Origin of the sequence: Pseudomonas amygdali (assembly GCF_002699855.1) — a bacterium.
Classification (GTDB): domain Bacteria; phylum Pseudomonadota; class Gammaproteobacteria; order Pseudomonadales; family Pseudomonadaceae; genus Aquipseudomonas; species Aquipseudomonas amygdali.
This window is the reverse complement of record NZ_LKBW01000273.1, coordinates 17,056-36,428: the sequence shown is the minus strand read 5'-3', so window position 1 is coordinate 36,428 and position 19,373 is coordinate 17,056. Positions and strand designations below refer to the sequence as shown.

General features: G+C 57.0%; 22 protein-coding genes. 8 read left to right on the top strand and 14 right to left on the bottom strand.

All coding sequences use genetic code 11. The features are described from left to right. Positions 1-35: 35 nt before the first annotated feature. A complete protein-coding gene (gene tyrS / locus AO277_RS18825) occupies positions 36-1,247 on the bottom strand; it encodes a tyrosine--tRNA ligase (protein WP_044318582.1) in 1,212 nt (403 codons plus the stop codon). 201 nt (positions 1,248-1,448) lie between these two features. Here tyrS and AO277_RS18820 point away from each other — a divergent pair, with 201 nt between their 5' ends. Next, on the top strand, positions 1,449-2,867 hold the full coding sequence (locus AO277_RS18820) for a peptidoglycan DD-metalloendopeptidase family protein (RefSeq protein WP_005743959.1): 1,419 nt from the start codon (positions 1,449-1,451) through the stop codon (positions 2,865-2,867). 3 nt (positions 2,868-2,870) lie between these two features. Further along, the gene (locus AO277_RS18815; protein WP_002551954.1) at positions 2,871-3,965 is read left to right on the top strand and encodes an anhydro-N-acetylmuramic acid kinase; all 1,095 of its coding nucleotides are present in this window, start codon (positions 2,871-2,873) and stop codon (positions 3,963-3,965) included. A 62-nt stretch (positions 3,966-4,027) separates the two neighbouring features. Here AO277_RS18815 and erpA read toward each other — a convergent pair whose 3' ends face one another. Both erpA and argC read right to left on the bottom strand, forming a co-directional pair. Continuing rightward, positions 4,028-4,378, bottom strand: coding sequence for an iron-sulfur cluster insertion protein ErpA (gene erpA / locus AO277_RS18810; protein WP_002551953.1), 351 nt, complete (start codon positions 4,376-4,378; stop codon positions 4,028-4,030). A 99-nt stretch (positions 4,379-4,477) separates the two neighbouring features. Continuing rightward, on the bottom strand, positions 4,478-5,512 hold the full coding sequence (argC, locus tag AO277_RS18805; protein ID WP_044318583.1) for an N-acetyl-gamma-glutamyl-phosphate reductase: 1,035 nt from the start codon (positions 5,510-5,512) through the stop codon (positions 4,478-4,480). Positions 5,513-5,645: 133 nt separating this feature from the next. Between argC and hemJ the strand changes: the two genes are divergently transcribed. From hemJ to coq7, 5 genes are all read left to right on the top strand, one after another. Next, positions 5,646-6,074 carry a protoporphyrinogen oxidase HemJ gene (gene hemJ, locus AO277_RS18800; RefSeq protein WP_002551951.1) on the top strand — a complete coding sequence of 143 codons (429 nt, stop codon included), beginning with the start codon at positions 5,646-5,648 and terminating at the stop codon, positions 6,072-6,074. 108 nt (positions 6,075-6,182) lie between these two features. After that, complete coding sequence (locus tag AO277_RS18795; RefSeq protein WP_044318584.1) at positions 6,183-7,088, top strand: DUF805 domain-containing protein; 906 nt, start codon at positions 6,183-6,185, stop codon at positions 7,086-7,088. A gap of 66 nt (positions 7,089-7,154) precedes the next feature. After that, entirely contained in the window at positions 7,155-7,931 is a 777-nt protein-coding gene (locus tag AO277_RS18790) for an SDR family NAD(P)-dependent oxidoreductase (protein ID WP_002551949.1), read from the top strand. 103 nt (positions 7,932-8,034) lie between these two features. Then, entirely contained in the window at positions 8,035-8,373 is a 339-nt protein-coding gene (locus tag AO277_RS18785; RefSeq protein ID WP_002551948.1) for a histidine triad nucleotide-binding protein, read from the top strand. A gap of 122 nt (positions 8,374-8,495) precedes the next feature. Next, entirely contained in the window at positions 8,496-9,143 is a 648-nt protein-coding gene (coq7, locus tag AO277_RS18780) for a 2-polyprenyl-3-methyl-6-methoxy-1,4-benzoquinone monooxygenase (RefSeq protein WP_002551947.1), read from the top strand. A 76-nt stretch (positions 9,144-9,219) separates the two neighbouring features. On the opposite strand, the gene speD is transcribed toward coq7, so the two are convergent. Both speD and AO277_RS18770 read right to left on the bottom strand, forming a co-directional pair. Then, positions 9,220-10,014 carry an adenosylmethionine decarboxylase gene (gene speD, locus AO277_RS18775; RefSeq protein WP_002551946.1) on the bottom strand — a complete coding sequence of 265 codons (795 nt, stop codon included), beginning with the start codon at positions 10,012-10,014 and terminating at the stop codon, positions 9,220-9,222. Between the two features lie 242 nt (positions 10,015-10,256). Beyond that, positions 10,257-10,679: an OsmC family protein gene (locus AO277_RS18770; protein ID WP_002551945.1), complete on the bottom strand. Its 423-nt coding sequence runs from the start codon at positions 10,677-10,679 to the stop codon at positions 10,257-10,259. 209 nt (positions 10,680-10,888) lie between these two features. Here AO277_RS18770 and crp point away from each other — a divergent pair, with 209 nt between their 5' ends. Beyond that, positions 10,889-11,533: a cAMP-activated global transcriptional regulator CRP gene (crp, locus tag AO277_RS18765; protein ID WP_005743964.1), complete on the top strand. Its 645-nt coding sequence runs from the start codon at positions 10,889-10,891 to the stop codon at positions 11,531-11,533. Between the two features lie 11 nt (positions 11,534-11,544). On the opposite strand, the gene AO277_RS18760 is transcribed toward crp, so the two are convergent. From AO277_RS18760 to AO277_RS18715, 9 genes are all read right to left on the bottom strand, one after another. Continuing rightward, entirely contained in the window at positions 11,545-12,240 is a 696-nt protein-coding gene (locus AO277_RS18760; protein WP_044318585.1) for a lipoyl protein ligase domain-containing protein, read from the bottom strand. 29 nt (positions 12,241-12,269) lie between these two features. Continuing rightward, complete coding sequence (trpC, locus tag AO277_RS18755; protein WP_044318586.1) at positions 12,270-13,106, bottom strand: indole-3-glycerol phosphate synthase TrpC; 837 nt, start codon at positions 13,104-13,106, stop codon at positions 12,270-12,272. Next, positions 13,103-14,152: an anthranilate phosphoribosyltransferase gene (trpD, locus tag AO277_RS18750; protein WP_044318587.1), complete on the bottom strand. Its 1,050-nt coding sequence runs from the start codon at positions 14,150-14,152 to the stop codon at positions 13,103-13,105. The genes trpC and trpD overlap by 4 nt, the downstream gene beginning before the upstream one ends. Positions 14,153-14,173: 21 nt before the next feature. Next, positions 14,174-14,773 (bottom strand): aminodeoxychorismate/anthranilate synthase component II, encoded by a 600-nt coding sequence (locus AO277_RS18745; RefSeq protein ID WP_002551940.1) that lies wholly within the window; start codon positions 14,771-14,773, stop codon positions 14,174-14,176. 412 nt (positions 14,774-15,185) lie between these two features. Continuing rightward, entirely contained in the window at positions 15,186-15,695 is a 510-nt protein-coding gene (locus AO277_RS18735; protein ID WP_044318588.1) for a lysis system i-spanin subunit Rz, read from the bottom strand. After that, positions 15,692-16,237 carry a glycoside hydrolase family 19 protein gene (locus AO277_RS18730; RefSeq protein ID WP_005733293.1) on the bottom strand — a complete coding sequence of 182 codons (546 nt, stop codon included), beginning with the start codon at positions 16,235-16,237 and terminating at the stop codon, positions 15,692-15,694. Before AO277_RS18730 ends, AO277_RS18735 begins: the two co-directional genes overlap by 4 nt. Before the next feature lie 242 nt (positions 16,238-16,479). Then, entirely contained in the window at positions 16,480-16,977 is a 498-nt protein-coding gene (locus AO277_RS18725) for a tail fiber assembly protein (protein ID WP_044318589.1), read from the bottom strand. Between the two features lie 353 nt (positions 16,978-17,330). Then, positions 17,331-17,897 (bottom strand): tail fiber assembly protein, encoded by a 567-nt coding sequence (locus AO277_RS18720; protein ID WP_044318590.1) that lies wholly within the window; start codon positions 17,895-17,897, stop codon positions 17,331-17,333. A 7-nt stretch (positions 17,898-17,904) separates the two neighbouring features. After that, entirely contained in the window at positions 17,905-19,365 is a 1,461-nt protein-coding gene (locus AO277_RS18715) for a hypothetical protein (protein ID WP_044318591.1), read from the bottom strand. Positions 19,366-19,373: the final 8 nt, after the last annotated feature.

Below are 19,373 nucleotides of genomic sequence, written 5' to 3'. Positions count from 1 at the left end.
GCGAATTATAGACAGATCACAGAGGGCGTCAACCGTTATTTTGAACTTTCTTCAGAAACCAGGGTAACGCGCCCGAAAGCCTTCTTACCGGCCTGGCAGACGTGAGTTGCACCTAGCTTGAATACAAAGCCGCGATCCACCACCTCACCATCTATACGCACACCACCAGATGCCAGCAGATCGCGAGCGACCGCAGCGTTCTTTACCAGCCCTGCTTTATTAAGGACGGCCGAGATCGGCATATCCTCTGTAGCAGCCACGTATATCTCCGGCAGATCGTCTGGCAACTCGCCTTCCTTCATACGATTGCCCGCAGAACGATGCGCATTGGCGGCAGCTTCTTCACCATGGAAACGGGCGACCAGCTCTTCGGCCAGCTTGATTTTGATATCACGCGGATTGGCACCCGCTTCACAATCAGCCTTCAAGCCATTGATCTCTTCCATCGAACGGAAGCTCAGCAGCTCGAAGTAGCGCCACATCAGCGAATCCGGAATCGATACCAGCTTGCTGTACATAATGCCCGGTGCTTCCTGAATACCAACGTAGTTGCCCAGCGACTTGGACATCTTCTTCACGCCATCCAGGCCTTCCAGCAGCGGCATGGTCAGAATGCATTGCGGCTCCTGCCCATAAGCGCGCTGAAGCTCGCGCCCCATCAGCAGGTTGAATTTCTGATCAGTACCACCCAGTTCGACGTCAGCCTTCAAGGCCACTGAGTCGTAACCCTGCACCAGCGGGTAAAGGAATTCGTGGATGGCGATGGACTGGTTGCTTTTATAGCGCTTGTCGAAATCGTCACGCTCAAGCATACGGGCGACCGTGTACTGCGAAGACAATCGAATGAAGTCAGCCGGGCTCAGCTTGTCCATCCAGGTGGAGTTGAACGCCACCTCGGTTTTGGCCGGATCGAGAATCTTGAAAACCTGAGACTTGTAGGTTTCGGCGTAGTCGAGAACCTGCTCACGAGTAAGCGGCGGACGCGTGGCGCTTTTGCCGCTCGGGTCGCCGATCATGCCTGTGAAATCACCGATCAGGAAGATGAGCTGATGCCCCAGATCCTGAAACTGGCGCAGCTTATTAATAAGCACCGTGTGCCCAAGGTGCAGATCGGGCGCTGTCGGGTCGAAACCAGCCTTGATACGCAGTGGCTGGCCACGCTTCAGCTTCTCGACCAGTTCGGCCTCGACCAGGAGTTCATCCGCACCGCGCTTGATCAGCGCCAGCTGCTCTTCAACCGACTTCATTTCAGCCCCCAATTCAAAGGGAACCAACCTTACAAGATCAGAGCCCAATTACAAGTTTTGCCCAGCGTTCGCCTGCGAATCAGTGACTGATACGCGGGAAGGGTTGCTTCGAGCAGGTTTTGGTTATATTTTATACAGTTATTTCATCTTCATCATGTCATTCATCTTTTCCATTTCACCTTTTTCAAAGTCAAATTACCTATGAAAGACACACCGCCTAAAGCGCCCCCGCTTTATCCGAAGAGTCACCTGCTCGCTGCAAGCGGCATTGCCGCATTGTTGAGCCTGGCTCTCCTGGTTTTCCCTTCCAGCGAAGTTGAAGCCAAACGAACGAACCTTTCCCTTGATCTGGAGATGCCGGATCAGGACGTACAAGACCAAGACGCTCCAGACGCTGCTCAAGCCACACCTGAAACCACTGAATCGCCATTTGCCCAGATCGACAATGCCGATGACCAGGCTCAAGACACCGCCACAGCACAGTCTGACGCAGAAAAGCCGGCACCAGCCAAAGACCCTAACCATCGGGAAGTGATCGTCAGCAAGGGCGACACGCTTTCGACTCTGTTCGAAAAAGTCGGGCTGCCAGCCGCTACCGTTCATGAAGTACTGGCCAGCGACAAGCAGGCCAAACAGTTCACCAAGCTGCAGAACGGGCAAACCCTGCAGTTCGAACTATCGCCGGACGGCCAGCTCAAGCAACTGCATACCAAACTCAGCGAGCTCGAGACCATCAGCCTGTCGAAATCGGCTTCCGGCTTCGTTTTCAATCGCGAGATCAGCAAGCCCAATGTGCGCAATGCGTATGTGCATGGCGTGATCAACAGCTCACTTTCGCAATCCGCGCAGCGCGCTGGCCTGACTCATAGCATGACAATGGACATGGCCAACATCTTCGGCTACGACATCGACTTCGCGCAGGACATCCGCAAGGGTGACGAGTTTGACGTGGTGTATGAGCAGAAAGTGGTCAACGGCAAAAGCGTCGGCACAGGCAATATCCTGTCCGCTCGCTTTACAAACCGCGGCAAGACCTACACCGCCGTTCGTTACACCAACAAGCAAGGCAATACCAATTACTACACGGCCGACGGCAACAGCATGCGCAAGGCATTCATCCGCACCCCGGTAGACTTTGCCCGCATCAGCTCCATGTTCTCGATGGGTCGCAAACACCCTATCCTCAACAAGATCCGTGCGCACAAGGGCGTCGACTATGCGGCGCCACGCGGTACGCCGATCAAGGCAACCGGCGACGGCAAGGTTCTGCTCGCTGGCCGTCGCGGCGGTTACGGCAATACCGTCATCATCCAGCACGGCGATACCTACCGCACGCTGTACGGTCATATGCAAGGCTTTGCCAAAGGCATACAAACCGGCGGAACCGTTAAACAGGGCCAGGTAATCGGCTATATTGGAACTACCGGCTTGTCTACCGGCCCGCACTTGCACTATGAATTTCAGGTCAATGGCGTTCACGTAGACCCGCTGGGCCAGAAGCTTCCGATGGCGGATCCGATCGCCAAATCCGAAAAACAGCGGTTCATGCAACAAAGCCAGCCGTTGATGGCGCGCATGGATCAGGAAAAGGCCACCACGCTGGCCTCGAATAAAAGGTAATCCATGGACTTCTTCTATATAGGTGTGATGTCCGGCAGCAGTCTCGATGGGATTGATATCGCCCTTTTGAAGCAGGATGACCGCTCAAGGCTTCTGGCTACTCACTACATCCCGATGCCGGAAGATCTGCATGCCGAACTGCTGGGGCTTTGCTCCAGTGGCGTCGATGAGCTTGCACGTGCAGCAATCGCCGAGCAGAAGTGGTGCAGGCTGGTCGCACAGGGCGTGCAGACCTTGCTGGAAGATCAAAACATGGTGCCTGCTCAGATTCGCGCCATTGGCAGCCACGGCCAGACTATTCGTCATGAACCTGCTCGCGGCTACAGCATTCAGATCGGCAACCCGGCGCTGCTGGCAGAGCTGACCGAAATCACCGTGGTAAGCGATTTTCGTCGTCGCGACATCGCCGCAGGCGGACAGGGTGCGCCGCTCGTGCCCGCCTTCCACGAAGCACTGTTCGACGATAACAAAGACCACCGCGCTGTATTGAACATCGGCGGCTTCAGCAATCTGAGCCTGATCGAATCCGATCGCCCGGTCGAAGGCTTCGATTGCGGTCCAGGCAACGTGCTGCTGGATGCCTGGATACAATCCCAGCGCCATGAAAGCTACGACAAGGACGGGGCATGGGCGGCGAGCGGCGAGGTTGATCAAGCGCTTCTCAAGAAGCTGCTCAGCGATCAGTTTTTCCTGACCAAAGGCCCAAAAAGCACCGGTCGGGAAGTGTTCAACCTGGGTTGGGTGCACCATCATCTGTTCCAGCTGCCAACATTGACACCTGAAGACGTGCAAGCCACGCTGCTGGAACTGACTGCATTGACCATCACAGAGTCCCTGCAATCGGCACAAGCGATCACCAAGGAGCTTCTGGTCTGTGGCGGCGGCGCACATAACAAGGCGCTGATGAAACGCCTTGCAGAGCTATTGCCTGACACCGAGGTCAGCAGTACCGAGAAGTTCGGCGTGGACCCTGACTGGGTTGAGGCCATGGCATTTGCCTGGCTGGCTCATTGCTGCCTCGAAGGCGTACCGGCCAACCGCCCAACGGTAACCGGCGCTAAAGGCAGACGTGTTCTGGGCGCGATCTACCCCGCCTGACCTCGTGCCTGAACGCAAAACGCCGCTCAATGAGCGGCGTTTTTGTTTACAATAAGCTTCAATCAGATCGAGAACGACGAGCCACAACCACAGGTCGTGGAAGCATTCGGGTTTTTGATCACGAATCGCGAACCCTCAAGCCCTTCCTGATAATCGACCTCTGCGCCAGCCAGGTACTGGAAGCTCATCGGATCGACAACCAGACTTACGCCCTCGCGCTCGACGATAGTGTCATCGTCGGCCACGTCTTCATCAAACGTAAAGCCATACTGAAAACCTGAACAACCGCCACCTGTAACGAATACACGCAGTTTGAGACGGTCATTGCCCTCTTCGTCGACCAGGGTTTTCACCTTGTGCGCTGCATTCGGAGTGAACTCCAAAGCGGTAGGCGTGAAGGATTCGACACTCATGTCAGATATCTCCCGGCGTTAGCCGTCGTAATGCGTAATGACGGCATTATCCGCTTCTCCTAGAAAATCGGTCAACTATTTGCTGGACGGCGGCAGTGCTTACGGCATCATGCCCGCGTGAGACAAACCGGCGCGCTCATCAAGACCAAACAGGATGTTCATATTCTGAACCGCCTGACCTGACGCGCCTTTGACCAGATTGTCGATAACCGACAGCACGACAACCAGATCGCCGCCCTGCGGACGGTGTACCGCGATGCGGCAAACGTTGGCTCCGCGCACACTGCGGGTCTCGGGATGGCTGCCAGCGGGCATTACATCCACAAAAGGCTCGTCGGCGTAGCGCTTCTCGAACAGCGCTTGCAGATCCACCGAACGATCAGCGACTGTCGCATAGAGGGTGGAATGAATGCCACGAATCATCGGCACCAGATGCGGAACAAACGTCAGGCCGATATCACCGCCCGCAGCGCGACGCAGGCCCTGAGTGATTTCAGGCAGGTGACGATGGCCCTTCACGGCGTAAGCCTTGAAGCTTTCATTGGCTTCCGAATACAGAGAACCAATGCTCAGGCCACGTCCGGCACCGCTCACGCCGGATTTGCAGTCGGCAATAAGGCGAGTGTTGTCGGCAATGCCCGCCTCAAGCAACGGCAGGAAACCCAATTGTGTAGCTGTCGGATAGCAACCCGGCACGGCGATGAGCCGAGCATTCTTGATCTGTTCGCGATTGACTTCCGGCAATCCGTAAACCGCAGCCTGCAGCAGCTGCGGAGCACCGTGCGGCTGGCCGTACCACTTGGCCCACTCGACCGGGTCCTGCAGACGGAAGTCGGCAGACAGGTCGATCACCTTGGTGCCTGCCGCAAGCAGTTCACCGGCCAGTGCATGAGCAACACCGTGGGGCGTGGCGAAGAACACCACGTCACAGGCACCCAGGGTTTTCACGTCAGGTACGCTGAAAGCCAGGCCGTCGTAGTGACCTCGCAGGTTCGGGTACATCTCGGCGACTGGCATGCCGGCCTCCGAGCGCGAGGTAATGACCACTACTTCTGCCTGCGGATGCTGTGCCAACAGACGCAGCAGCTCGACCCCGGTGTAACCCGTGCCGCCGACAATACCGACCTTGACCATAACCTGCCCTCAACGAAACAACTGGAAAGCGGTCGATAATAGGAGCCTATCGCCTCTGCGACAACCGACAACGTGACGTATGGACGCACAAGACACTACTATTCGGCCACCGTGAACCTGGGAATAATCAAAAATGCTCTATCTATGGGTCAAAGCGCTGCATGTCATTTCAATGGTCTGCTGGTTTGCAGCCCTGTTCTATCTACCAAGACTGTTCGTCTATCACTCGATGAGTGAGGACACGGTCAGCCGCGAGCGCTTCATGGTGATGGAACGCAAGCTCTACCGAGGCATCATGACCCCGGCGATGATCGCAACGCTGGTCTTCGGCGGCTGGCTGATCAGCTTTGACGTCAGCGGCTATTTCAGTCAGGGCTGGATGCACGCCAAGCTCGCACTGGTTGTCCTGCTGATCGGCTATCACCACGTCTGCGGCGCACAGATGAAACGCTTTGCCCGTGGTGAAAATGGCCGCAGCCATGTGTTTTATCGCTGGTTCAACGAGATTCCTGTGCTGATCCTGATCGCTATCGTCATTCTGGTCATCGTCAAACCCTTCTGACCGGAAAGCATTCGGCCTCTCCAGTAACACACCAGGGCGCTAGGCTTTACGCAATGTGTAACGCAAGCGCCCGGTACTGTCCCCAACCACAAGACAAGGAAGCCCTGTATGGCCGATTCCCTCTTCAAGATTATATTTGAAGGACAGGTGCGTGAAGGCGTCGAGCTTGATACCGCGAAGGCCAACCTTGCGGGGTTGTTCAAAAGTGAAGCTCGCGCAGTGCAAAAGTTGTTCAACGGCCAGCCCGTTGCGCTCAAGCGCGGGCTGACCCATACGGATGCTGAGCGCTACCTGAAGGCACTTAATGACGCAGGCGTCGAAGCACGCATCGAACCTGACAGTGACATCAGCCTGAGCCTCAATGAAATAGCCAGCGCGCCGCCACAAAAACCCGCGCATCTGGAAATATCGCCCTATGCGCCGCCCAAAGCACAGGTTGGCGGTGATCAGCCAGAGCATTCGACTCTAAAAGTCCTGAGCATAAACGGGCGCATCGGGCGTTTGCGCTATCTGGCCTGGAGCCTGGTATTGAGCGCAGCAGCACTGGCGCTGGTTGCCGTGTGCCTGCTGACGATGAACGAGTCACTGGTCGCTGGCGGGCTGCTGAGCGCAGTGGTGCTCGTGGTGTTTGCAGTCATCGGTGCACAGATTGGTATACAACGGCTGCACGACCTGGGCTGGTCGGGCTGGCTTTTACTGCTGACGATGGTGCCCTTCATAGGCAGCGTCTTCCCGTTCCTCATGGTCCTGCTGCCGGGTACAAAAGGCCCCAATCAGTTCGGCCCACCGCCACCGCCGAACTCGAAAGGCGTAAAGACGCTGGCCGTTCTGTGGTTGTTGCTGCTACCGATTATTCTGATCGGCCTCACTGCCGGAGGCGCAGGCATGCTGCGCGACGAGCTGGAATTGCAGACCGACGAGTACGAGCAATCCCTCCCGTACGACGATGAACAAGACCAGGACAGTGCCTTGATCGTGCCGGTGGATGTCAACAAAGAGTTCAAAGAAACATAGTGACACGTAATAGACTGCTCACGGTTCGGCAGACTGCCGGGCGCAATATGCTCAATGGAGAAATGCATGACCCGTTACGCCCTGATCACCGGCGCGTCCAGCGGCATAGGCCTGGCGATGGCCGAAGCGCTGGCACGCCGTGGTCGCAGCCTGATTCTGGTCGCCCGTCAGCGCGACCTGCTGGAAACAATTGCACTGGAATTGACTCAGCGTTTTGGCGTGGAAGTGCTGTTTCGTGCATGCGACCTGGGCGAACCGCTGCGACTCTCGGGCTTCCTGCTGGAGCTGGAAGACGGCGCGCATCAGATTGACCTGCTGGTCAATGCAGCGGGCATCGGCACGTGCGGACCTTTTCTGGCGCAGGACTGGAGCGCCGAGCAGGACCTGATCGACCTGAACATCCTCGCTCTGACGCGCCTGTGCCATACGGTCGGCAACCTCATGGCCATTCAGGGCGGTGGGCAGATACTCAATGTCGCCTCGGTGGCGGCTTTCCAGCCAGGGCCGTGGATGAGCACCTACTACGCGAGCAAAGCGTATGTGCTGCATTTTTCCGAGGGGCTGCGCGAGGAAGTGAAGAAGGCCGGGGTGAAGGTCTCGGTGTTGTGCCCCGGCCCGACCCGAACGGCTTTTTTCCGTACCGCGCAGTTGCAGGTCAATGTCGACAACCTGATGAGCCCCGAAGAAGTGGCCCTGTATACCGTTCGCGCACTGGCAAAGGACCGTGCAGTGATCATCCCCGGCTTCAGCACCCGCCTATGGACGTTCAGCCCGCGCCTGGTCTCGCGCTGGCTGGCCCGCCAGATCAGCGGCTACATCAACAGGAAGTACTGCCCACGCTGACAGACAAACGACTGGGCGAGCGGCGTCTCGCTCAGTACACTCAGGCGCACTGCTGCACAGCGATACCCTGCGACGACCATCAACCGACAAGGAGCAAACGGCTGTGGAAACTTTGTTTACCAAGATCATCAATCGGGAAATTCCGGCGAAGATCATCTACGAAGATGACCAGGTACTGGCTTTTCACGACATCGCCCCACAGGCACCCGTGCATTTTCTGGTTATCCCGAAAAAGCCCATTCGGACCCTGAACGATCTGACCGAAGAAGACAAAGGCCTGGCGGGGCATATCATGTTCACAGCGCAGCGTCTGGCTATTGAACTGGGTTGTGAAGAAGGCTTCCGCGTGGTCATGAATTGCAATGATCTGGGCGGACAGACCGTTTATCACATTCACATGCATGTACTCGGTCAGCGTCAGATGAACTGGCCGCCGGGCTGATCCCGCGTTTCCGGGCTTTGCAGCCGGTCAGCGGCCGTTATGTTCGCTGGCCGGTCGACACAAGCCCCTGCTGCCTGCGGCCGATTCGGGTAAACTGCCCACATGATCTTCCGGAGGTGCCCATGGCTACCGAACGTCACTATTCCCCCCTCGACCGTCTTTTACTGCAAGCCGATAGCGCAATGCGCACATTGCTGCCATTGAGCGCACATCCGCAGCGCCCCTCCCCTGCGGTTGTCCAGCCCGATCACAAGATGAGCGACGTCGACACACGCCACGTTGCAGGCCTGATGCGCATCAACCATACAGGTGAAGTCTGCGCCCAGGCGCTGTACCAGGGGCAGGCGCTGACAGCGAAGCTGCCCAAGGTGCGCAAGGCGATGGAGCATGCGGCTGAAGAGGAAATCGATCACCTTGTGTGGTGCGAACAGCGCATTCATCAGCTTGGCAGCCATACCAGCGTGCTGAACCCGCTGTTCTACGGACTGTCATTCGGGATCGGTGCGGTAGCTGGCGTTATCAGCGACCGGGTCAGCCTGGGTTTCGTCGCGGCGACAGAGGATCAGGTCTGCAAGCACTTGAGTGAGCACCTTGAGCAATTGCCGAGCGAAGACGGAAAGTCGCGGGCCATTCTGGAACAGATGCTTAATGATGAAGAACACCATGCCGAGTCAGCGCTGGAAGCAGGCGGCTTTCGCTTCCCGGCACCGGTCAAGTTTGGCATGAGCGTACTGGCCAAGGTCATGACCAAGTCGACTTATCGCATCTGACGACGCATCAGGACGGATAAGGACGAATAAAAAAGGCGCCTGCATCAGGCGCCTTTTTAATGTCCGGAATCCGGGCTTATACGGCTACGTTACGGCCGTAGAAGATTTCCAGCATTTCGTGTTTGACCTTGGCGGTCACTTGTTCGCGCTGCTCGGCAGACAAGTTGCTGGTCGCGTCGCCGAACAGGTAGTTATCCAGTTCGAACTGCTTGAGCAGCATCTTGGTGTGGAACAGGTTTTCCTGATACACGTTCACGTCGGTCATCTGGTAACCGTTGCGCGTGTCTTCGGACAGGTAATTCTGGATCGAGTTGATTTCATGATCGATGAAGTGCTTCTTGCCTTCCACGTCACGGGTAAAGCCGCGCACGCGATAATCGACGGTCACGATATCCGACTCAAACTTGTGAATCAGGTAATTCAACGCCTTGAGCGGTGAAATAACGCCACAGGTCGACACATCGATATCCACGCGGAACGTGGCGATGCCATCTACCGGGTGAATTTCCGGGTAGGTATGAACCGTGATGTGGCTCTTGTCCAGGTGCGCCAGGATGGTTTCCGGCAGAGGACCTGGCGACTCTTCGATCTGGCTTTCGGTAGGCGTCACCGGCTGCTCGGAGATCAGAATGGTCACACTGGCACCTTGTGGATCGTAATCCTGACGTGCAATGTTCAGGATGTTGGCACCAATGATATCGACAACATCAGTCAGAATCCGCGTCAGGCGTTCTGCGTCGTACACACTGTTGATGTATTCGACATACGCCTGCTGGTCCTGCGGGGTTTCCGCATAGCAGATGTCATAAATGTTGAAGCTCAAGGTCTTTGTCAGGTTATTGAACCCGTGGAGCTTGAGTTTGCTTTTCACCGTTAAAAACTCTCTATATGGGTGCGGCGCCAGCCGCGTGATCAAGCATGCCCGTCAGTTGAGTCCGGCTCATCTGCGTAGGACGGTTAACACCTCTTCGCGTTGGCGATTTTGGTTGTCTGTTCGGGCCGCCAGCAGAAAACCAGTACATGCTGCGCCCTGAAAAAGTGGCGCATTATGCAGACGTCCGAAGCCGTCTGCCAGAGTGTGCGCCGTTTTTATGATCGTTGGATGTCTGGCGTTCAGGTCAACTCGACAATTTCATAATCGTGAGTGATCTCCACACCCGCGTTTCCGAGCATTATAGAAGCAGAGCAATACTTCTCCGCTGACAACTCGATAGCCCGTTTGACCTGAGCTTCTTTCAGGCCGCGGCCCTTGACGACGAAGTGCAGGTGAATTTTGGTGAACACTTTCGGATCTTCATCCGCGCGCTCGGCTTCAAGAAATGCCTCGCAGCTTTCCACTGGCTGGCGCGACTTCTTCAGGATGCTAACCACGTCAAAGTTGCTGCAGCCGCCCAGACCGATCAACACCATTTCCATCGGGCGTACACCCAGGTTGCGGCCACCGCTTTCAGGTGGGCCGTCCATCACTACTACATGACCGCTGCCGGATTCGCCGAGGAACATGGCTTCGCCAGCCCATTGAATGCGTGCCTTCATCGCCAGGACTCCACTGTAAAAAAGGGGTCGCCAGCTTAGCACAGCGCCAAACGCTGACTGGACGCATTGGAAAAATGCTTTTTGTAGGAAACGCGTAGGAATATTCGCAAATAGCTTCCTACACGTCTGGAAAAGCTGGTGAGAATGCAGGCGCAGCCGATACCTACAGGTATGCCATTTGGCCATACACCTTATTTCGGAAGTCACGCATGGTCGCAATAACTTTTACGCCCAAAGCAAACAGTCTCGACAAGCTGCTGCCCCATGCGGAACGCCGCCGCTGCCCCGCCAAAAGCAACATCATCAATGCGGGTGATCGCTCTGAGTCGCTGTTTCTGATCTTGAAAGGCTCAGTCACGGTTCTGATCGAAGATGACGAAAGACGCGAGATGATCGTCGCCTATCTCAACAGCGGGGATTTTTTTGGTGAACTGGGTCTGTTTGAGCAGCCGGGACGCGAATCCGTGCGCAGCGCATGGGTGCGAGCCAAGACCGAATGCGAAGTGGCCGAGATTTCATACGGCGCCTTCCGCGAGCTGACCCGCCAGGAGCCGGAAATTCTCTACGCGCTGGGCAGTCAGATGGCCGAGCGCCTGCGCAACACCACACGCAAGGTCGGTGATCTGGCGTTTCTCGATGTCACCGGGCGAGTAGCTCGCACGTTGCTTGAGCTGTGCAAGCAGCCAGATGCAATGACCCACCCGGACGGTATGCAGATCAAGATTACCCGCCAGGAGATCGGACGCATCGTAGGCTGTTCAAGAGAGATGGTCGGGCGCGTGCTCAAGGCCCTGGAAGAGCAGAGCCTGGTCAACGTCAAGGGAAAAACGATGGTGGTGTACGGTACGCGCTGAACCTCTGCCAGTCAGAGTTCAGCGAGTAGCTGCCGATAGGCCTGCGCCAGACGCGGCAGAACGTCGACATCCGGAAACACTTCGTGCAAGGCAATGTGGCTTTCGGCCCGAATACGTGGCTCAAGCTCACAAAGCTCGTTGAAGCGGTTGACCGCTCCCGCCATCTGTACACGTTCATCATCCAGCAGCAATGCGCCGTGGGCCAACACCACAGGACGCGTTCCGCCCTGACTCTGCCGCCAGCGCTGGGCTGTTCCGACCATCTTGCGACCATCAAGGTTGACGTTGAAGCGGCCGTCACAGAATGCACCCGCCACTTCGCCCAATGAAGCCTGGCCGCCCAATTCGACCAGCAGGTCGAGCAGCGGCTGACACAAGCGCAGGTAGGCGGTTTCTATGCGGTCACGATCAACATCAGCAGCGGGCTGTGCATAGACCAGCGCGATATTCACCGTGGAAGAGGATTGTGGCACCGGCTCACCACCGGTTTCACGCAACAACACGGGCCATCCATTGTCAGCCAGAGTCTCGCTGGCCTCGACAAAACCCGGCAAGCGGCTCATGCGCCGCGGCATGACCAGCGCCCGATCAGTAGGTCGCCAGAACAGCAACCCATGATCGGCAGCGCCGGAGCACACAGCCGCCAGAAGGTCCTGCTCGGCCTGCAAGCCTTGTTCGACGCAGATGTCGATGATCGAGTCTTGCATGCCGGACCTCAGCGTGGTGTTCAGTTCAGTCAGTCGATAGAGGGGCCGCTCGCCGCAAGCTTGCGCTCCGGAAAGAACAGCCGCTGCAACTCGGCGCCCGGGTGTTCGGCGCGCATGAAAGCCTCGCCCACCAGGAACGAATAGACATCGTTGATTTCCATCAGCTCGACATCCGCACGATTGAGAATGCCGCTTTCGGTGATGACCAAGCGATCACGCGGGATACGCGGTAGCAACTCCAGCGTGGTTTCCAGGCTCACTTCAAAGGTGTGGAGGTTGCGATTGTTGACACCCACCAGCGGTGTATCAAGCGTCTTGAGTGCGCGCTCCAGCTCGTCGTCGTCGTGCACCTCGACCAGTACGTCCAGCCCGACACGCTTGGCAACGTCGGCCAGCTCAGCCATTTGCGCGTCTTCCAGTGCCGACACGATCAGCAGAATGCAGTCAGCGCCCAGCGCGCGAGCCTCGACCACTTGATAAGGATCGATCATGAAATCCTTGCGGATCACCGGCAAATTGCATGCCGCCCGCGCTTCCTGAAGATAGGCATCGGAACCCTGAAAGAAATCGACATCAGTGAGCACTGAAAGACAGGTCGCGCCTCCCGCCTGATAACTTCTGGCGATCTCGCCCGGCAGAAAATTCTCCCGGATAACGCCTTTGCTTGGAGACGCCTTTTTGACTTCTGCGATGACGGCAGGCAGCTTCAACCTGGCCTGAGTGATCAGCGCGTTGGCAAAGCCACGTGGCGCACCGGCGCTGGCGACCTGTTGTTCAAGTTCGGCGAGGCTGACAATTGCTCGACGGGCCGCAATTTCCTCGACCTTTCGGACAAGAATCTTTTCCAGTACGGTTGGCACGCTCATGCTTCGTTCTCCTGTTTGAATATTGCCGTGAAGGCACCCAACTCTTCCAGCTTTTCCCGCGCAAGGCCGGTGTGCAGGGCATCGTGTGCCAAGGCCACACCCTCTTTCAGGCTGGTCGCATGATCGGCAGCATAGAGCGCGGCGCCGGCATTAAGCACGATCATTTCCGCGGCTTTCTGCCCGTTCTCGGTCTTGCGGCGCCCAAGCGCATCACGAATCAGTTCCAGCGAAACTGCCGGACTTTCCACAGCGAGGCCATACAGACTCTGGCTTTTGATGCCCAGGTCTTCGGGCTGTACCCAGTATTCAGTCACTTCGCCATTTTTCAGCTCGGCAACGAAGGTCGGCGCGGCCAGACTGAACTCGTCCAGGCCGTCCTGCGAGTGCACCACCAGCACATGCTTGCTGCCCAGACGCAGCAGCACCTCGGCCAGCGGCCGACACAACGCCTGATTGAACACACCGACGATCTGGTGACGAACGCCCGCCGGATTGGTCAGCGGGCCGAGCATATTGAACAGTGTGCGCAGCCCCAGCTCGCGGCGCGGCCCGGCTGTGTGCTTCATGGCCGTGTGATGAGACTGGGCGAACATGAAACCGATGCCCACGCTGTCGATGCAGCGAGCCACCTGAACAGGCGTAAGGTTCAGATAAACCCCGGCGGCTTCCAGCAGATCGGCGCTGCCGCTCTTGCCCGACACTGCGCGGTTGCCGTGTTTGGCCACCGTGCAGCCAGCAGCGGCGATGACAAAAGCCGACGCCGTGGACACGTTGAAAATATTCGCGCCGTCACCGCCAGTGCCAACGATGTCTACAACGCCATCCAGTGTTTTCAGCTCGACACTACTTGCCAGCTCACGCATGACCGAAACAGCACCGACGATCTCATCGATGGTTTCACTCTTCATGCGCATGCCCATCAGAAACGCACCGATCTGCGCTTCGGTGCATTGGCCGGTCATGATCTCGCGCATGACGTCGCGCATCTCGTCAGTGGTCAGGTCCAGCTGGTTGACCACGCGGTTCAGCGCGCTTTTGATGTTCATGGGGGTAGTCATAAAAAATCCTTAGCCCTGACGATGGCCGCCGCTCTGCTTGAGAAAGTTGGCGAACAGCTCGTGGCCCTGCTCGGTCAGAATCGACTCAGGGTGAAACTGTACCCCTTCCACGTTCAACGTTTTGTGACGCAGGCCCATTATCTCGTCAACCGAGCCGTCTTCCAGCGCAGTCCAGGCGGTCACTTCCAGGCACTCGGGCAAGGTATCGCTTTTTACCACCAGCGAGTGGTAGCGGGTGACCACCAGTGGATGATTAAGGCCTTCGAACACACCGCCGTCCTGATGCACCACCGGGCTGGTTTTGCCGTGCATCACCTGACGCGCACGCACCACATCGCCACCAAAGGCCTGTCCGATGGACTGATGCCCCAGGCACACACCCAGAATCGGCAGTTTGCCCGCGAAATGTTTGATCACTTCAAGCGAGACACCGGCTTCATTGGGTGTGCACGGGCCAGGCGAGACCACGATGCGCTCGGGGTTCAGGGCCTCGATCTGTTCAATGGTCAGTTCGTCGTTACGAATGACTTTGACATCGGCCCCCAGCTCACCGAGGTACTGCACGACGTTGTAGGTGAACGAATCGTAGTTATCGATCATCAGCAGCATTTTGCTATCAACCTTTTGATTTACTGACTTGATTCAGGCCTTCCGGATTCCACTTCGCCCATGCGTCCCCTCTTCAGCCACAACGCTGGGGGTGACAGAGGCAAAGGCATCACATATCGAAGGCATACAGGTACGGGTCCGGCAGGGCCGACAAGGAAATAGTCAGGCGCGCCAACGCCAACGGGCTTTAGCCTTGATAACGCGCATCAAGAGTTTGCTGACAGTCGTCACGGAAGGGGTCTCATCGGTACGTTTCGGGACATTAGCGTACCGAACCGACCGGTGCAATATGAATGTACCGGGCTGCGCCGATTGAAAAGCCTGTAAAGGCTGAAAAGAGGGCCGCACCTCCTTGCGGAGGCTGGTTTCAGGCAGGGGCACGATGGCCAAAGGTGGGGTGCCGGAGGGAACATCAGTGCGCAATCTCGCGCACGTAGGCCTGGCAGGCCTTCAAAGCGATCAATCCCTGATCGCCGTAGTCGGTGATGGCGACAATTCGTCCAGCAGCCGCTGGGTCAAGTTCGCCTCGCGAGCTTCCATGAACCACGCCGCCGGAACCGGAGGCGGTTGGCATTCCATCGCCACTGGTGGGGCTGGCAAGGAGGACTGACAGCCGCAAATCAGCGGTAGCCAGACGATCACGCAAGCGGGCCTGAGAAGTCTGTGCATCGCTCAGTTCCTTATGAATGGTTGTATCGTTATCTTGCAGACGGAGTTCCAGCGCCCGCCTTCGTGCTTGTTCAGCGTTCTGCCAGTCGACGACCGCCAGCGCCGCCTGCTCGCGCTCTTGCTGCCAAGCCAGCGTTTGCGTAGACAGTTGCAGACCATAGTGAGCCGCCTGCCACTGCCAAGCGGCCCATGTACCCAGCCCTGACCCCAGCACGAATGCGAGGATCAGGAATCGCATATCCAGCACTTTCACGGCAGCACCTCCAATGCCCGCTGGTAAAGCGCCTGCCGATCTGCCAGGCCATTGGTGCCTCCGTTGATACGGCGGGTGATCATCAGAAAATCACCCTTGTCTGCCAGCGCGTTGAGGTTGGCACGGTCCCAGAACCACGCTGCCGACATGGCGGCATGCTCCGGCTGTTCAAGCAGTTGCGGCTGGCGCAACAAGTCCAGCCCCAGCGCCTCCCCGCACGCTTCATAGTTGGCCCGCCCCGTCACCTGAATCAGCCCGCGCCCTCGGTACAGTTGACCGTCGCCATCTGCCTCTGGCGTGTTGCCCAGACGCAGCGCCAACTGCCCGGTGTCGTACTTGGCCAGATAGCTGTCGCTACCCAGCTCGCGCACATAACGAAGCTGCCCGGATTCATGCCCGATCTGGGCGATGAACGCGGCGATACGCAGGCGGGTGTTGATGGTGTAGCGGGTCATGGCGATGTTGAGAGCAGGAACAAAAACGCCGGCTTTAGGGCCGGCGTTGGGGAGGATTTGCAGTAGTTGTTGCTGGTTGATAGGCATGGTTACTCCTGCCTTGCTTATGAAGCTCGTCAGTGTCCCCAATCGACGAAGCTCTCGTGACTCAAAAGCGACGCGCATTAGGGGTAACAAACGCCCCATCATTGCGAGGCGTCGTTACCTGAGTCGTTAGCAGCAGTCATGTCGGCTGGTCGCGGCGATATCGAAAGCAAAAACAGTAACGCCAGCTTCAGAGCCGGCGTCGGATGCAATTCGTTTTCGCGCTCGCCCTACCAAATGGCCAACTACTCAGAAGGTGGCACATACACAAAAGGCTGCGCAGGAGCTACGGGCCAGTCGAACTTCCTTGGATAACCTGGCAATGTATCAATCAGGGAAAGCCGCACGCGATAAAGACGGAACGCGTACAGCTCAGCGTTTATTGCTGGCACGGATTTCAATTGCTCTTCGGTCACCAGATTCATTGCTATGGCGTCTTGAAGAATATCCAGTTCGTCCAGCAGCGAGTGGATTCGATAGGTAGCGTTACTTGACAAGTTATTTCGCTGACTCGTCACCTGCTGCAAGACCGCCTCCTCGGTCGGCTCGAGAACCGGGCCGAACTCACCGGCGAGGGCACGGTTAAACAGATCGACTCCATGAGCAGCGGAGTCGTTGGGAGATGCACTAAAAGGCACCTCGCCGTAAGTGTCTTTAAACTCTGCAAACAACACCCACAGATTAATGTATGTGTGTGTCATATCGGACCAACGTGGATCACGAGCGCTTATTACTGTGTACATAGGAATACCTTTGATTTTCTATTGAGAAAGTATGGGTTAATGAATGATTGACGCTTGCGGGCGTCGGCGGACCTCCTGTTTCGTTTAAGGACAGGAACTAAAACGCCGGCGGTGGGGCCGGCGTCAGGGATGATGTTGAGTTGTTGTTGCGGGCCAAGAGGCATTGATCCTCCCAAGGGCTTGCGGGACTAGCCCACCCCATGAGCCGATAAAGCTCTCCTGTTCAAAAGCGAGATTAAATGGCGAATAAAACAACTCCCCCTCAGAGCGGGGCAGTTCGTCTGTACTCGCGCCCTACCGGGGCTAGCTGTTCAGTAGGCAACGGGCAAAAAAAACCGCTCTCGCGGTCATGTTTACAGGGCAGTTGCATCGGAGGGCGGTGAAGGCCATTTGACCTGGAGAGGGTAATCCGGGGTTTGCTCGATCCGGTTCAGTTCTACGCTATAGCGTTTCCATTCGAGCAAACTTGCCTTCTCGGCCTCGGTAGCATCTCCCAGTTCTTCGGCATACTGCAACGGGGCGATACGTGTAGCTGCTTCCTGCAAACGCTGGTCACGAACCAGCAGAGCGGCGGACGCCAAAGCGGTCTTCTGCGCTTCGGTATCAAGAACCCATTCACCCTCTCGCCAAACGTAATACTTGCCGGGCCATTGTTTGGCGGTAAGCCGTTCAGGCGGCAGACCGAGGCTGCTCCACTCCTCTACCGAGCCGTCGTTTATTCGATACATCAAGCCACGGCGATCTATGACCTGCTGCAGCTCACCGTTTATCAGTGTCCAGGCAAATCCTGTGTTCGGTTCGCTGAGCAATTCGGTCATGCTTACAGCATTGCTGGGCGTTTGCTCGCCCAGTCCAGGAACAACCGGTAATTCAACAGGCCCTATCAAGGCCCCAGAGTCATCTATCAAGTAAGTAGGCATAACGTCCTCAGATCAGTTTGATACGGCCGGGATAGGCCATGTTGCGGCTACGGAAACGAATCCAGTTATTCATCGGTTGCTGGTCTCTCATTACAGTCGCCACAACGCCGTTGTATGTTGTTTCTGCCAGGTAGGCCGAACCGCCAGCCGGGACCAGTGCGCCTGGCGGCAACAAGCCACCCGGGCCTGTAGAGTTCAAGCGCCCATCTGCCTGCGCATGACCGCTGCCCAGCAGGTAGGTGCCAGTCTCTACATCTGACCCGCTCCACTCCTGAGCCACCGTCCTGAGCCAAGTGCCGTCCTGCCAAGAACCGGCGACACGCGACGTATCGACGCCCCGAGACTCATCCAGTACCCGCAGGAACTCGCCTCGGCCTTCAGGCCCTCGGAAGGTCAGAGCGCCGTCGCCACTGGTCCACCCACCTTCCTTGCCGGTACGAGCTGCTTCGGTGTAAAGCATCCCCGACTTTTGCGCATGATCCCAAAGCCACGGCCAGTCGGCACGATTGAGAAGCCCACCGTTCAACGCTCCATATCCTCCTGGGCTGAACAATGTCGTTGTCTCGAAAACAGGCCGTCCCAAAGGAGTGCTGTCATATCGCCCTATTGGCCACCAGCTTCCAGCACCATCGCTGCGCAGGTGCCACCAGTCGCCAGCCCCCATAAGAACCAGAAAGGAATAACCCGCAGCATTTAAATGGGTATGGAACCTGATCTTTTCCCCGGCACTTGCATTAACGGTCAGCCGGTTGCCACTGCTGTCTATCCTGCGAACAATGACGTCTTTGACGCCTAGTGCCGCGTTTGAGGAGGGCAGTGTGAACGCACGATTGCCGCCAGTAGCATCCAGTAGCAGCAACTCCATCTGGTCTCTTGTAAAAACTGTATCGGTATTGAAAGAGAACACTTTTTGAGAGTCGACCTCCTTTACCTCCGTAATTTTGCCGCGCTTGGTGATGTAGATCGCATCAGGGTTAAAAACAAGCTCTACCCACTCCGCCGCATTGAGCTTCAACGTATTGCTGCCGGCACCGAATAGAGAGATGACCTCAGCACCATTGGCCTTGATCGTTGCCGCTGCTGGCGATGCGTTATGAAAGGTTATCGACTTACCCACCACTACGTTCGCCTTGGAGGGCAACGTCAGCGTGATACCACCGGCATTGATTCTGTGCCAATGCCCCGCCGCTCCGGGTAGAAGAGTTTCGGAATCCGTGTAGCCAAATCCTGCACCTTTATAAGCCTGCCTGACCTGCGAACCAATCTGCGTAATTGCGGTTGCGAGCTGGTCTGTTCTGGTTTCATCAGGCTGCTCACCACCGGCCGCCATCGCATTCAAAATTTCCTGCGTGATCGAGTTACCCCACTGCGCGGGAATAAGCGAGCCGGGCATGCCGGTCGCCGGGTTTTCATCTACAAACTTGCCGCTTGCCAAGCCTACGCCCGGCACACTCTTGGGATAATCCACATTGTGTT